The organism is Janthinobacterium sp. Bl 1 (assembly GCF_058215535.1).
Genome location: NZ_CM177086.1, coordinates 355,081 through 370,141 on the forward strand (window position 1 = coordinate 355,081; position 15,061 = coordinate 370,141).

Here is a 15,061-nt window from a genome sequence, read left to right on the forward strand (position 1 = left end):
AATTTTAAGTAATCAATTCAACTTTTATCTTGGGCTTTCCATGAGTTTTCTGACGCTGGATCTGAACTTGCTGCGTGTTTTCGACGCCGTCATGACGGAACAAAACCTGACGCGCGCAGCCGGCCACCTGGCGATGACCCAGCCGGCGGTATCGAACGCCATCAAACGCCTGCGCGAGAGCCTCGGTGACGAATTGCTGATCCGCACGGCCTACGGCGTGAAACCCACGCCCCGCGCCGAAGCGCTGTGGCCATCCGTGCGCTCGGCCCTGGCCAGCCTGGAAGCGGCCGTCACGCCGGAAACTTTCGACGTGTCGAAGACCCACGCCACGTTCCGCATGGCCATGGCCGATGCGACGGCCGCGTTCTGGCTGCCCTCGCTGATGCGCTCGATCGAACGGGAAGCACCGGGCGTCAACGTGCGCATGATGCCGCTGACGACGCGCGAACCGCGCCCGATGCTGCTGCGCGGCGATATCGACCTGGCCGTGGGCTTCTTTCCCGGCGTGGCGGCGCAATTGTCGAGCGAAACGGGTTCGCCCATCCGCCACGAGCGCCTGTATTCCGGCAAGTATGTGTGCGTGATGCGGCGCGGCCATCCGCTGGCCGACAAGGAATTGACTCTGGATAACTACTGCGCGGCCAACCATTTATTGGTGAGCTTTTCCGGCCGCGCGCATGGCTTGATCGACGAAGCCCTGTCGCAGATCCACCGCGAACGGCGCATTTTGTTGACGGTCAACCAGTTCTTCACGGCAGGCAGAGTGGTCGCCAATTCCGACCTGATCACGGTCTTGCCGCGCCATTTGATCGCCTCGACGGGCATGACGGAGTCCCTGCTGTACAAGGATTTGCCATTGACCTTGCCGGCCGTCCACCTGGACATGCTGTGGCACGAGCGCGACGCCCGCAGCCCCGCCCACAAATGGCTGCGTAATCATCTGGAAAGCATGAACACGCCCACCCTGCGCACGGCCACGGCGGCCGGCGGCGGCGTGGCACCGAAACCCCMTACCCAGTGAGCATCGCAGGCCCAAATTACGACGCCAGTAGATTTATCATCAGATGTTCATCTATGCGTGGCTGCTGGACCGGTAACCGATCCTGAAACCGCCCCAGTGCTTGCCCTCGACGTGGATGGGCACGGACAAATCGTGCATGACCTCGCCTGTGTCGCGTTTATAGGTCTGCAGCAGGAAGGCCTTGGTGTTGCTGCCGCAGCGCTTGCCCGTGCGGTCGCTGAAGATGCGCTTGGTGCGGTTATTGACCATATCGGTGGCGTAGTCTCCCGTCAGCGGCTGGGAAAACTTCTTGTTGTGCGTCGGAAAATAGCCATTGTTGTCGACGGCGCCCGCATACGCCAAATGGGGCAGAGCGGCCAGCACGCCTTCCTGCAGGTCGGGCAGCACCTTGTCCGTAAACGCGTCGAACTTCGTGTTGTGCTTGGGCGGATTGGTGTTGGGAATCGGGCGGTAGTGGCGGTCGAACAGGGCTTCGCGCGTGATGCGGCCCGACGCGATCGCTTGCTCGAACAGTTTGCCCACGTCGCGCGCGGCGCGCTGGGCCGCCTCGCGGATCTCGTCGTGCGGCGTGGCCACGCTCGATTCACCGAGGGCGCCGGCGATCACTTCGGCCCGCTCGGCCAGGGCCATGGCCGACTGCGTGGCGCGCGGCAATTCGGCATTCGTCGACAGCATGCTGTCGCGGATTTGCAGGATGGCGTCGGCGATCACTTGCGTCGTGTCGACGTGTTCGCGCGAGGCGCGGGCAATTTGCCCGATCTCGTCTTCCGACTCGCCCGACGATTGCTCGATATGGCTGAGTGAGGCGTGCACGCTTTCCACGTTGCGCGCCGCTTCCGTCACACCGGCCGCCAGCGAACTCATGCCGCGCGCGGCTTTTTCCGACTGTTCATTGATTTCGCGCACCATGACGCTGATTTCATCGGAAGCTTCCTTGGTGCGCTGCGCCAATTGCCGCACTTCACCGGCCACGACGGCAAAACCGCGGCCATGTTCGCCGGCACGGGCCGCTTCGATGGCGGCGTTCAGCGCCAGCAAGTTGGTGCGCGCGGAAATATCGGAAATGGCTTCCGTGAAGCCCGTGATGCGTTTGGATTTTTCCTGCAGGCTCAGCATGGTGCTGGACGCGCCTTGCGCTTCCTCGCGTGCCGTATTGATGCGGCGCAAGCCCTGGTCCACTTCGGCACGCGCCGCCACGCTTTCCACGCGCACGCCGGCGGCCACCTTGGCGGCCCGTTCCGCATTGGCGGCGATCTTTTCCGTCATCGCGGCATTTTGTACGGAACTGTCGGCAATGTCGCTGGCCGTGCGGACATCAAGTTCCACCTTCTGTTTGACGGAATCGACGAAATACGAGGTTTCCGCCGCGCCGATCATGATGGCATCGATGGCGTTGCCCACCGTGTCGGCGAACTGGTGCAAGCCCGGTTCGCCGCGTGGACGGCCGGCAAACGCCAGCAGCGCGGCGCCGATGGCGGCGGCCACGCAGGCAATCAAATAAGGATGGTCGCCGCCCGACAGCAGCAGCAGATAGGCCAGGCAACAGGCGACGGCCATTGCCAGGATCGTGAATACAAAGAAACGCACCAGCTGATGCTGCAACTGCTTCATTTGTCCCCCGCTGCGCGAACCCGTCACGTCCCGGGAGGAACGTGCTGTGGCCGTATGCGGATGGGCACGATTGCCCACCTTGCACCCTGAACACAACGTCTGCGCGTGTTTTCAGGCCGGCTACCGGATAGCAGAATTGTAGTTCTACCCTACAACATTTGTTCCGATAGCTCAATCAGAAAAACGGGGCGGCTACACCAGGGTCACTTAATTGGCAATTTGGTGGTGTTTTTGACCTCTTCCATGACGGCATAAGTGTGGGTTTCCCGCACACCTTTCTGCAACAGCGTCTTGCCCAGGAATTCGCGGTAGGCGGCCATGTCCTTGACGCGCGCCTTGACCAGGTAATCGAAACCGCCAGCGACCATATGACATTCCAGTACCTCTGGAATGATTTGTACGCTATGCTTGAAGGCGTCGAACACTTCCGGTGTCGTGCGATCGAGCACCACTTCGATGAACACCAGCAGCGACACGTCAAGCAACTGCGGGTTCAACTGGGCCGTATAGCCCATGATGTAACCGGATTCGTGCAGCTTGCGCACGCGCTCCAGGCAAGCGGCCGGCGACAGGTTCACGCGCGCGGCCAGCTCCACATTGCTGATGCGTCCATCGCTCTGCAATTCCATCAGGATTTTCTTACTGATCTTGTCCAGCATTCCCATCACCCCCAAATTAATATTATTTGGTTAAATTGTCGCATCAAAAACTATCTATTGCTAGTCCCCTGTATTACCAGAATTAATCCATAAGAATCCCCTTTACAATCGAATCATCTTAACGTCCGACTTTCTGTATTTTTTTGCACCAAAAAAGAGCAAGAATTACGTCAGTTTTCGTCCCCTTTTTCCTTGTAAAGAGCACTTATGCACCCTGCAGGCCCCTCGGCTTTTACCCCGATTCCTTTTGCTGCGTTCCAGGCAGAAATCCTGCCCGAAGCGACTCCACAACGCGCCGCCATCACCGCCGCCTATAGGCGCGACGAGGTTTCCGCCGTGCAGTGGCTGTTGCAACAAGTGCGCCCCAGCAGCACCGAAACGACGGCCGAAGGACAGGCGCTGGCGCACCGCCTGGTCTCGAACGTGCGCCAAAAACGCACACGCGCGTCCGGCGTCGATGCACTGATGCACGAGTTCTCGCTATCGTCGGAAGAGGGTGTTGCATTAATGTGTCTGGCTGAAGCGCTGTTGCGTATACCCGACAGTCAGACGGCCGACCGTTTGATCGCCGACAAAATCAGCAAGGGTGACTGGAAGAAACACCTGGGCGAATCGCCGTCGCTGTTCGTCAACGCGGCCACCTGGGGTTTGCTGATTACGGGCAAACTGGTCAGTACCAGCAGCGAATCGGGCCTTGGTTCGGCCATGACCAAGCTCATCGCCAAAGGCGGCGAACCGCTGATCCGCAAAGGCGTCGACCTGGCCATGCGCATGCTGGGCAACCAGTTTGTTACAGGCCAGACCATCGAGGAAGCGTTGAAAAACAGCCGCGAGAATGAAACGCGCGGCTACCGTTATTCCTACGACATGCTGGGCGAGGCTGCCCTGACGCAGCAGGACGCGGCCAACTACTACGCCTCGTACGAAACGGCAATCCACGCCATCGGCAAGGCGTCGAACGGCCGCGGCATCCGCAACGGTCCCGGCATTTCCGTGAAACTGTCGGCCCTGCATGCGCGCTACAGCCGCGCCCAGCGTACCCGCGTCATGGAAGAATTGCTGCCGAAAGTCAAAGCGCTGCTGTTGCTGGCCAAACAGTACAACATCGGCTTCAACATTGATGCGGAAGAAACGGACCGCCTGGAATTGTCGCTCGACCTGATGGAAGCACTGGCTTTCGATGCGGATCTGGCCGGCTTCGACGGCATCGGCTACGTGGTGCAGGCGTATCAAAAACGCTGCCCGTTCGCCATCGATTTCCTGATCGACCTGGCGCACCGCAGCGGCCGCAAGTTCATGGTGCGCCTGGTCAAGGGCGCGTATTGGGATGCGGAAGTCAAACGCGCGCAAGTCGATGGCCAGGAAGGCTATCCCGTCTACACGCGCAAGGTCTACACGGACGTCTCTTACCTCGTGTGCGCGCAAAAACTGCTGGCCGCCAGCAGCCTGATCTATCCACAATTTGCCACGCACAACGCGCAAACCCTGTCGACCATTTATACCTGGGCGAAACGCGACGGCATTACCGACTACGAATTCCAGTGCCTGCACGGCATGGGCGAAACCCTGTACGACCAGGTCGTCGGCCCCGAGAATCTCGACAAGCCTTGCCGCATCTACGCCCCCGTCGGCTCGCATGAAACCCTGCTGGCCTACCTGGTGCGCCGCCTGCTGGAAAACGGCGCCAACTCCTCGTTCGTCAACCAGATCGTCGACGAAAGCGTGGCCATCGATAGCCTGATCCGCGATCCGCTCGAGCAGGCACGCCTGCAGGGCGGCTTGCCGCATCCGTCGATTCCGCTGCCGCTGGACATGTTTGGCAGCGAACGCAGGAACTCGGCCGGTCTGGACCTGTCGAATGAAGATACTTTACGCACCTTGGCCACGGGCCTGGCGCAGCAGCAGACATGGCAGGCAGCGCCGCTGATCGATGGCGCCGTCAGCCTGAATGGCCCCACGCACATGCTGCACAATCCGGCCCAGCACGACGATGTCGTGGGCAAGGTCATGGAAGCCGGTCCGGCCGACGTGGAAACGGCCCTGGCCAGCGCCAGCGCCTACGCCATGGATTGGCAAACAACAGAACCATCGATCCGCGCGCAAGCGTTGCTGCGCGCTGCCGACCTGTTCGAAGAACATCATATCGAGCTGATGGCCCTGGCCGTGCGCGAAGCGGGCAAGTCCCTGCCGAACGCGATCGCGGAAATCCGCGAAGCCGTCGACTTCCTGCGCTACTACGCGGCGCAGGTGGAACACGTGCCGAATACCCTGGCGCTCGGTCCCGTCACCTGCATCAGCCCGTGGAACTTCCCGCTGGCCATCTTTACGGGCCAGCTGGCCGCCGCCCTGGCCGCAGGCAACGTGGTGCTGGCCAAACCGGCCGAGCAAACGCCGCTGATCGCCCACCGCGCCGTGCAATTGCTGCACGCGGCAGGCGTACCGCGCGGTGCGCTGCAATTCTTGCCCGGCAGCGGCGAAGTCGTCGGCGCCGGCCTGTGCAATGACGCACGCGTGAAAGGCGTGATTTTCACGGGCTCGACGGAAGTGGCGCAACTGATCAACCGCAACCTGGCCGCGCGCGCCGTGGCCGAAGGCATCGACATTCCCCTGATCGCCGAAACGGGCGGCCAGAATGCCCTGATCGTCGATTCGTCCGCCTTGCCGGAGCAAGTGGTGCAGGATGTGATGTCGTCCGCTTTCGACAGTGCCGGCCAGCGCTGCTCTGCCTTGCGCGTGCTGTTCCTGCAAACGGAAATCGCCGACAAGACCATCCACATGCTCAAGGGCGCCATGCAGGAACTGCGCGTCGGCAATCCTGACCGCCTGGCGACCGATATCGGTCCCGTCATCGATGCGGAAGCGCAAGGTAACTTGCTGGCACACATCAACAAGATGAAAACCATGGCCATCGACCATTATTCGCTCGATTTGCCGACCGTCAAAGGCACGTTCGTTGCCCCGACCGTGTTGGAAATCAAGTCGCTGGCGCAATTGACGCAGGAAGTCTTCGGCCCTGTGCTGCACGTGATCCGCTACAAGCGCTCCGAGCTGCCGCAACTGGTGCAATCGATCAATGACAGCGGTTACGGCCTGACCCTGGGCATCCATACGCGCATCGATGAAATGATCGATTTCATTACCAAGCGCGCGCATGTGGGCAATATTTATGTGAACCGCAACATTGTCGGCGCCGTCGTCGGCGTGCAGCCGTTCGGCGGCGAAGGCAAATCAGGCACCGGCCCCAAGGCGGGCGGCCCCCTGTACCTGAAACGCCTGCAGCGCAATGCGCCAGCCGGCGCGCAGCACCAGCGCCAGGCGCCGCCAGCGCTCGACGCGCTGACCGTGTGGGCAAAGATGCATGGCCACGACAAGGTCGAGCAACTGGCGCAGGAATACGCACGCACCACCTTGCTGGGCAGCACCACCGTCTTGCCAGGCCCGACAGGCGAGCGCAATACCCTGAGCTTTGCCGCGCGCGGCACGATTCTGTGCGCGGCCGCCACGTCCGGCACGCTGATGAACCAGCTGGCCGCCGTCCTGGCCACCGGTAACGAGGCCCTGGTGCTGGCACAATCGCCGGAGCTGATCCCGGGCGACTTGCCGGCCGCGCTGAAGGACCGCATCCAGATCATTACGAGCCTGGAGTCGGTCAAGCATGATTTCCAGATCGCCATGATCGAGCCTAGCCTCGATGCGCAGCTCAAACCGCTGCTGGCGGCACGGGAAGGGGCCCTGGTGGGCACCATCGCCACCACGCAGGACGGTGCCATCCCTCTGTGGCGCCTGGTCGCTGAGCGGGCGCTGTGCGTGAATACGACGGCGGCCGGTGGGAATGCCAGCCTGATGATGCTCAGTGTCTAACATTTAAGCAGGCAGTCAACGCAAAAGGGCAGAACCAGTGGTTCTGCCCTTTTTTTATGCACGCTGGATGAAAAATCAGCCAGTCAGACGCTGGCACAATTGCTGGATCACCGTCAACGCATACGGCGAAGCGACGGTTTGCACGAAACGCATGAAGTCGACGGCCGCCTCTTCGTTGGCGTTGTCAGAAATAGTGCGCATGACCGTAAACGGCACGCCCAGTTCAAAACACACTTGCGCCACGGCAGCACCTTCCATTTCGACGGCAAGCAAGTCGGGGATATCAACTTTGAGCTGGTTCAGATGCGCGGCGCTGCTGATGAACTGGTCGCCGCTGGCGATCAGGCCGCGGTGCACTCGCGCGTGTTGCAAGCCAAATGCCGCGATATCGGCCGCCTTGAGCACGCTGGAAACATCGTCACGCAGGAAATCTTCCGCGGCGGCTGCCAGTTGCGTGCTCAGTTCCAGGTCCGTGGCAAAGCGCTGCAGGCCAGTCAATGGCACTTCAAAACGGGGAAACAAAGGGCGGGCGTCCATATCGTGCTGCAACAGCGATTCGGCCACGACGATATCGCCGACTTTCACGTGTTTATCCCCACTGCCGGCCACGCCGGTGAAGACGATGTGGGTAACTCCGTACTTTTCCACAAGGATAGAAGCTGTCATGGCAGCGGCAACCTTGCCCAGACGCGACAGGACGCACACAGCGTCGATATTCCACAGGGTTCCCAGGGTGTAGTCGCGCATGCCGTGCGAACGCCTCTGGGGGCTCTGCATGGCTTCTACCAGCCCCTGCTGTTCTTCGTGCAAGGCACTGATGATGCCTAAACGCATTTTTTGATGTGTATGCATGCTGTTTTTACAGGTTTTTTGAATTGCAAAACGGTTTACATGGTGAAAACAGCCGTTTCAGCGACTTTTCCACCGTTCGCGTTTGTCTCTGTGTTTTAAATAAAGATGTATACATAAAAATAGTAGTGATAGTAAACGGCCATTTTTTTGTGGATAAGTCGGTATACCATCGAAAAATCATCGACTTAGCGCACAAAAAAGTAGGCGCACAAGCATTGTATCTACGGAGGACTTGTTTGGGATAAAAATTGGCTTGTGGACAAAGATCGACTTTTCCCACATCTCATCCTGTGGATATGCAGGCACTTATCCACACCAGTACGCAAAAATCGTGGTTTTCTTGCTGTAGTGGCATGTTTGACGTGTTTCGTTGGCATAGGTCTATGTCTGCCAATCAACAGTGAGCGGGCACGAGCGTTGTTCTTTCACTGAGGTGAACGTTCAGTTGATTCCTGGAAGACGGTTTGGCAGTAGGTCGTGAAGTCGCTGTTGGCTTTTTTTTTTGACGGTTTTGCATGCTTTTTGGAAATATCCCCGGACTTCCGCTTTTTTTGTCGGTTTACAATAGATTTATATATAAAAATAGTAGTAATAGTAAACGCGTTTTTTTCTGTGGATAAGTCGCTTTTTTTCAACAGGATCAAGCGTTTACGCGCAAAATAAAGCGTGCATAATCGCTGTATCACGCGAGGAGCAAAATTGTATAAAATGTGGGCCTGTGCAAAAGTTCGTGTTTACGCACAAGTCATCCTGTGGATATCAAGTGACTTATCCACAATCGTTTCAAATTTCTCCTTTTTTCGACATCGAACCGCCTGCTGGCACTGTGCCTGCTCAGGTCTGTTGACGTTTCCATTTTGCAAAACGGTTTGGCAGTGCTGTGTGCGTGATGCTGGCCGTGCTGGTTTTCGTCGCGCAGTTGTTGGCCCGATTTTTTTTGTCAGCCAAAGCCGCTGCCCGGCTTTTTTTTGAAGACGGGCTTGTGAAGGTTCGCTAAGGGGTAGGGCAAGCAAAGCCTGCGTTGTCGGGTTTACCTTAACAAGTTCGTATACAAGAATAGTAATAGTAGTTAACAGTTGCATCTTCTGTGGATAAGTCTCGATTTATCCTTGTAAACAATCGCTTGGCGTACGGATAAGCGCTGAGTAAGGGTTGTATCTGTCTGGGACGGTTTCTGGACAAAAAAAGCCACTGAAAAAATTTTTCGTTTACACACATATCGTCCCTGTGGATATCCATACGGTTATCCACAGCTTGCCGCCCCTGGTTTGATGCTTTTTTACCTTGCCGTAACGCTTGTTCGTATCCCAGGCAACGATTAATGTCGCCCTGGTTCGGCACTGGTGGTAATCTCAAGGCGGCTCAGCAGCCATGCATGCATGAAGAAAGACAGACTCTGGTAGCGGAACGCGGCGGGGAGACACGCCGCGCGACAGCTTGATGGCATACCGAAAGGAGCTTCATTGGAATCGGCAGGCGAATACGACTACATCATCGTGGGTGGCGGCACGGCAGGTTGCGTGCTGGCCAACCGGCTCACACGCGACAAGGACGCCAATGTTTTGCTCGTGGAAGCGGGCGGCAAGGATGACTATGTGTGGATCCACATCCCCGTCGGTTATCTGCATTGCATCGGCAATCCCCGCACGGACTGGCTGTATTCCACGCAGGCGGACGCGGGATTGGGCGGGCGCAGCCTGATCTATCCGCGCGGAAAAGTCCTGGGCGGCAGTTCTTCCATCAACGGCATGATCTATATGCGGGGCCAGGCCGGCGATTACGATCACTGGGCCGACCTGACGGACGACGCTTCCTGGCGCTGGGACAAAGTCTTGCCGCTATTTAAGCAAAGCGAGGATTACTACGGCGGCGCGTCGGAAAACCATGGCGTGGGCGGCGAGTGGCGAGTGGAAAAACAGCGGCTGTCATGGGATATCCTGAACGCATTCCGCGATGCGGCGCAGCAGGTCGGCATCCCGAAAACCAGCGATTTCAATGGCGGCGACAATAGCGGCAGCGCGTATTTCGACGTCAACCAGCGCCGCGGCATCCGCTGGAATACCTCGAAAGCGTTCTTGAAACCGGCATCGCGCCGCCCGAACCTGACCATCATGACGGGCTGCCACGTGGAACGCCTGTTGATTGAAGCTTCGGAGTCCGGACCCCGTTGCACGGGCATCGTGTTTACGGGGGGCGGCACGCAGTGGCAGGCGACGGCCAAGCGGGAAACCTTGCTGACGGCGGGCGCCATCGGTTCGCCCCAATTGCTGCAATTGTCCGGCATCGGACCGGCCGCCTTGCTGCAGCAGCATGGGATTGTTCCCGTGGTCGATGCCGCCGGCGTGGGCGGCAATTTGCAGGACCACTTGCAGCTGCGCATGGTCTTTAAAGTGCAGGGCGTGAAAACCCTGAACATCATGGCGGGCAATATGCTGGGCAAGATGCAGATCGGCTTGCAATATGCGCTGTTTCAGAGCGGGCCCATGTCGATGGCGCCATCGCAACTGGGGGCGTTCGCCAAGTCCGATCCGCAGCAAGCCACGCCAAACCTGCAATACCACGTGCAGCCCTTGTCGCTCGACAAATTCGGCGAACCCTTGCACGCGTTTCCCGCGTTTACGGCCAGCGTCTGCAATCTGCGTCCCACGTCGCGTGGTCACGTGCAGATCGCATCGGCCGACAGCTATGCGGCGCCAAAGATTATGCCCAATTACCTCAGTACGGAGCAGGACCGCGCCGTGGCGGCCGACGCCTTGCGCCTGACGCGGACCATCGCCGCCGCACCGGCCCTGAAAAAATTTGCGCCGGAAGAATACAAGCCTGGCGTGCAATTCCAGAGCCAGGAAGAACTGGCGCAGGCGGCCAGCCAGATCGGCACCACCATCTTCCACCCGGTGGGCACTTGCCGTATGGGATTGGCCAGCGATGCCTCGAGCGTGGTCGACAGCCAGTTGCGCGTGATCGGCGTGGCGGGCTTGCGCGTCGTCGATGCCTCGATCATGCCGTACATTACTTCTGGTAACACGAACTCGCCCACGGTGATGATCGCGGAAAAAGCGGCGCAAATGATACACGCGGCCTGGAAATAGCGGGGCAAAGGCGCGAGTTTGCGCCATTCGGGCCGGCGAAAAATCCCCGTAGTTATACTGTATTGTGCGTTAAATTTAAGTTGTGTATTATAAAAATGACTAAGTAGTACAAAAAGTACAACTAGGAGACACGATGTCAAACGTAATCTTGGAAACAAGAAATTTGACCAAGGAATTCAAGGGTTTCACCGCTGTGAGCGACGTGAACCTGAAGGTAGAGCGCGGCCATATCCACGCCTTGATCGGTCCGAACGGCGCCGGCAAGACCACGTGCTTTAACTTGCTCACCAAATTCCTGGTCCCCACTTCCGGACAGATCCTGTTCAATGGGAAAGATATCACGGCCGCCAAACCGGCCCAGATCGCGCGCATGGGCGTGATCCGTTCCTTCCAGATTTCCGCCGTCTTCCCCCATTTATCCGTGCTGCAGAATGTGCGCATCGGCTTGCAGCGCCAGCTCGGTACCTCGTTCCACTTCTGGCAAAGCGAACGCGCATTGAACCAGCTCAACGACCGTGCCATGGCCTTGCTGGCCGAAGTCGACCTGACGGAGTTTGCCGACACCATCACGGTCGACATGCCGTACGGGCGCAAGCGGGCGCTGGAAATTGCCACCACCCTGGCGATGGAACCGGAAATGATGCTGCTCGACGAACCGACGCAGGGCATGGGCCACGAAGACGTGCACCGCGTGACGGAACTGATTAAAAAAGTGTCGGCCGGCCGCACGATTTTGATGGTGGAACACAATATGAGCGTGGTCTCTGGCATCTGCGACAAAATTTCCGTCCTGCAGCGTGGCGCCATGCTGGCCGAAGGCAGTTATGCGGAAGTGTCGCGCAATCCGCAAGTGATGGAAGCGTACATGGGCACCACCCACGCGGAACTGGAAGGGGCGCATTGATGGCGACACAAGTGAATGGCGGCGCACCTGCGCTGGAAATTACGCAACTGCACACCTGGTATGGCGAATCGCACATCCTGCACGACGTGAACTTGAAAGTGGCGCAGGGCGAAGTGGTCACTTTGCTGGGCCGCAACGGCGCCGGCCGTACGACCACCTTGCGCGCCATCATGGGGCTGACGGGCGCCCGCACGGGCTCCATCAAAGTCAACGGCGTCGAAGCGATAGGTTTGGCCACGCACAAAATCGCCCACCTGGGCATCGGGTATTGTCCCGAAGAGCGCGGTATTTTTTCATCGCTGTCGACCGAGGAAAACCTGCTGCTGCCGCCGACCCTGGCCAGCGGCGAGAAGGGCATGTCGGTGGAGGAAATCTACGCCATGTTCCCGAACTTGCAGGAACGCCGCCACAGCCAGGGCACGCGCCTGTCGGGCGGGGAACAGCAGATGCTGGCCGTGGCGCGCATCCTGCGCACGGGCGCGCGCCTGCTGCTGCTCGATGAAATTTCCGAAGGCCTGGCGCCCGTCATCGTGCAAGGGCTGGCGCGCATGATCACCACCCTGAAAGCGAAGGGCTACACCATTGTCATGGTGGAACAGAATTTCCGGTTTGCCGCGCCGCTGGCGGACCGGTTTTATGTGATGGAGCACGGTCAGATCGTCGAGACTTTTGCTGCATCCGAACTGGAGGCCAAGATGCCGGTATTGACCGAGCTGCTTGGCGTGTAGTCCCCATGTAGTGCGTTTTACTCGTCATCGACCAGCAATCGTCTGAATAGCAAACAATAATCCCAACGGAGACACTATGAAACGTAACGCTATCGCCATTGCCACCGCCACTCTTTGCGCATTGGGCTTTTCCGCCGCCGCGCACGCCCAGGTATCGGGCGACACCATCAAGATCGGTTTTATTTCCGACATGTCGGGCGTGTATTCCGACGTCGACGGCCTCGGCGGCGCGGAAGCCATCAAGATGGCGATCGCCGATGCCGGCGTGGTACTGGCCGGCAAGAAGGTGGAATTCATTTCCGCCGACCATCAAAACAAGGCCGACATCGCCGCTTCGAAGGCGCGCGAATGGTTCGACCAGCAGGGCGTCGACATGCTGATCGGTGGCACCAATTCCGGCGCCAGCCTGGCCATGGCCAAGGTGGCGGCGGAAAAGAAAAAAATCTTTATCGCCATCGGCGCCGGCTCCTCGCGCCTGACGAATGAAGAGTGCACGCCGTACACCGTGCATTACGCCTACGACACGGTGGCGCTGGCGCGCGGCACAGGCGGCACCATCGTCAAGCAGGGCGGCAAGAACTGGTATTTCATGACGGCCGATTATGCGTTCGGCCACTCGCTGGAAAAAGATACGGCCGAAGTCGTCAAGGCGGCCGGCGGCAAGGTGCTGGGCAGCGTCAAGCATCCGCTGGGCGCTTCGGATTTCTCGTCCTTCCTGCTGCAGGCGCAATCGGCAAAACCGCAAATCCTGGGCCTGGCGAATGCCGGTGGCGACGCCATCAACAGCATCAAGGCGGCCAACGAGTTCGGCTTGACGAAATCGATGAAACTGGCCGGCTTGCTGATCTTCATCAATGACATCCATTCGCTGGGCCTGAACCTGACGCAGGGCATGTACCTGACGGATGGCTGGTACTGGGACTTGAATGCGGACACGCGCGCCTGGTCGAAACGCTATTTCGCCAAGATGAAGAAGGAGCCATCGATGCTGCAGGCGGCCGACTATTCGGCAGCGGCGAACTACCTGAAAGCCGTCAAGGCGATCGGTACGGATGACACCGAGAAGGTCATGGCCTACCTGAAAAAGACCAAGATCAACGACATGTTCACGCAGAATGGCGAAGTACGTCCCGATGGCCGCATGGTGCACGATATGTATTTGATGGAAGTGAAGAAACCGTCCGAGTCGAAATACCCATGGGATTACTACAAGGTGGTCGCCACCGTGCCCGGCGCGCAAGCGTATGTGACCAAGGCCGAGTCGAAGTGTTCGCTGTGGAAGTAATGCTGTAGCAACCTCCACAGAGTGCCCGCCTGCGCGCGGGTGCTCTGTCCTGCATGCGCTTCGCCCGCAGGGTTCGCCTTGCGCCGCCGCACCCGTTTGCGGCGGCGCGTTTCCCTTGATACCACACCGCTATCCGGCGGTGCTTTTTATACTGTGATGCCATGGAAATTTTCGGCGTTCCAATACAAGCGATGATGAGCCAGCTGCTGCTGGGTCTTGTCAACGGCTCGTTCTATGCCATGTTGTCCCTCGGTCTGGCCGTTATCTTCGGCTTGCTTAACGTTATTAATTTCTCGCACGGCGCCATGTACATGATGGGCGCCTTCCTGGCCTGGATGGGCCTCAGCTATTTCGACATCAATTACTGGGCCATGCTGGTCATCGCCCCGATCCTCGTCGGCCTGGTCGGCATCCTGATCGAAAAGACCATGCTGCGCTGGCTGTATAAACTCGACCACCTGTATGGCTTGCTGCTGACCTTCGGCATCACCCTGATCATGGAAGGCGTGTTTCGCTCGTTCTATGGCGTCTCGGGCCAGCCGTATGCCGTGCCCGAAGCGCTGGCCGGCGCGACGGACCTCGGTTTCATGATCTTGCCGAATTACCGCGCCTGGGTCGTGATCGCCTCGCTCTCCGTCTGTCTGGCCACCTGGTTCGTCATCGAAAAAACCAAATTAGGGGCCTACCTGCGGGCAGGCACGGAAAACCCGAAACTGGTGGAAGCGTTCGGCATCAACGTGCCGCTGATGGTGACGTTGACGTTCGGCTTCGGCGTGGCGCTGGCCGGTTTCGCCGGCGTGCTGGCGGCGCCGATCATCCAGGTTTCGCCGCTGATGGGCTCGAACCTGATCATCGTCGTGTTTGCCGTGGTGGTGATTGGCGGCATGGGTTCCATCATGGGCTCCATCCTGACGGGCCTCGGCCTGGGCGTGATCGAGGGCCTGACCCGCGTGTTCTACCCGGAAGGCTCGGCCACCGTGGTGTTCGTGGTGATGGTCATCGTGCTGCTGCTGCGTCCCGCCGGCCTGTTCGGCAAAGAAAAGTAATTCTC

Annotated in this window: 10 protein-coding genes; 7 read left to right on the forward strand and 3 right to left on the reverse strand. The window is 58.9% G+C overall.

Annotation, left to right across the window (positions count from 1 at the left end; translation table 11 throughout):
* Nucleotides 1-40 precede the first annotated feature (40 nt).
* On the forward strand, nt 41-1,021 hold the full coding sequence (locus AC4BCN_RS01555; protein ID WP_490492425.1) for a LysR family transcriptional regulator: 981 nt from the start codon (nt 41-43) through the stop codon (nt 1,019-1,021).
* Between the two features lie 51 nt (nt 1,022-1,072).
* On the opposite strand, the gene AC4BCN_RS01560 is transcribed toward AC4BCN_RS01555, so the two are convergent.
* Nucleotides 1,073-2,632, reverse strand: a complete 1,560-nt coding sequence (locus tag AC4BCN_RS01560) for a methyl-accepting chemotaxis protein (RefSeq protein WP_490492426.1) — start codon at nt 2,630-2,632, stop codon at nt 1,073-1,075.
* Nucleotides 2,633-2,835: 203 nt separating this feature from the next.
* Nucleotides 2,836-3,291 carry an Lrp/AsnC ligand binding domain-containing protein gene (locus AC4BCN_RS01565; RefSeq protein WP_010393827.1) on the reverse strand — a complete coding sequence of 152 codons (456 nt, stop codon included), beginning with the start codon at nt 3,289-3,291 and terminating at the stop codon, nt 2,836-2,838.
* Between the two features lie 207 nt (nt 3,292-3,498).
* On the opposite strand from AC4BCN_RS01565, the gene putA reads away from it, so the two are divergent.
* Nucleotides 3,499-7,152, forward strand: a complete 3,654-nt coding sequence (putA, locus tag AC4BCN_RS01570) for a trifunctional transcriptional regulator/proline dehydrogenase/L-glutamate gamma-semialdehyde dehydrogenase (protein ID WP_490492427.1) — start codon at nt 3,499-3,501, stop codon at nt 7,150-7,152.
* Nucleotides 7,153-7,227: 75 nt separating this feature from the next.
* Here putA and AC4BCN_RS01575 read toward each other — a convergent pair whose 3' ends face one another.
* Nucleotides 7,228-7,986, reverse strand: coding sequence for a 5'-methylthioadenosine/adenosylhomocysteine nucleosidase (locus AC4BCN_RS01575; RefSeq protein WP_490493568.1), 759 nt, complete (start codon nt 7,984-7,986; stop codon nt 7,228-7,230).
* 1,481 nt (nt 7,987-9,467) lie between these two features.
* Here AC4BCN_RS01575 and AC4BCN_RS01580 point away from each other — a divergent pair.
* From AC4BCN_RS01580 to AC4BCN_RS01600, 5 genes are all read left to right on the forward strand, one after another.
* Entirely contained in the window at nt 9,468-11,093 is a 1,626-nt protein-coding gene (locus AC4BCN_RS01580; protein ID WP_490492428.1) for a GMC family oxidoreductase, read from the forward strand.
* A gap of 133 nt (nt 11,094-11,226) precedes the next feature.
* Nucleotides 11,227-11,997, forward strand: coding sequence for an ABC transporter ATP-binding protein (locus tag AC4BCN_RS01585; RefSeq protein ID WP_034752653.1), 771 nt, complete (start codon nt 11,227-11,229; stop codon nt 11,995-11,997).
* Entirely contained in the window at nt 11,997-12,725 is a 729-nt protein-coding gene (locus AC4BCN_RS01590) for an ABC transporter ATP-binding protein (protein ID WP_034752656.1), read from the forward strand. Before AC4BCN_RS01585 ends, AC4BCN_RS01590 begins: the two co-directional genes overlap by 1 nt.
* A 76-nt stretch (nt 12,726-12,801) precedes the next feature.
* Nucleotides 12,802-14,010, forward strand: a complete 1,209-nt coding sequence (locus AC4BCN_RS01595) for an ABC transporter substrate-binding protein (protein WP_072456017.1) — start codon at nt 12,802-12,804, stop codon at nt 14,008-14,010.
* Between the two features lie 161 nt (nt 14,011-14,171).
* Complete coding sequence (locus AC4BCN_RS01600) at nt 14,172-15,056, forward strand: branched-chain amino acid ABC transporter permease (RefSeq protein ID WP_034752662.1); 885 nt, start codon at nt 14,172-14,174, stop codon at nt 15,054-15,056.
* The last annotated feature ends 5 nt before the right edge of the window (nt 15,057-15,061 follow it).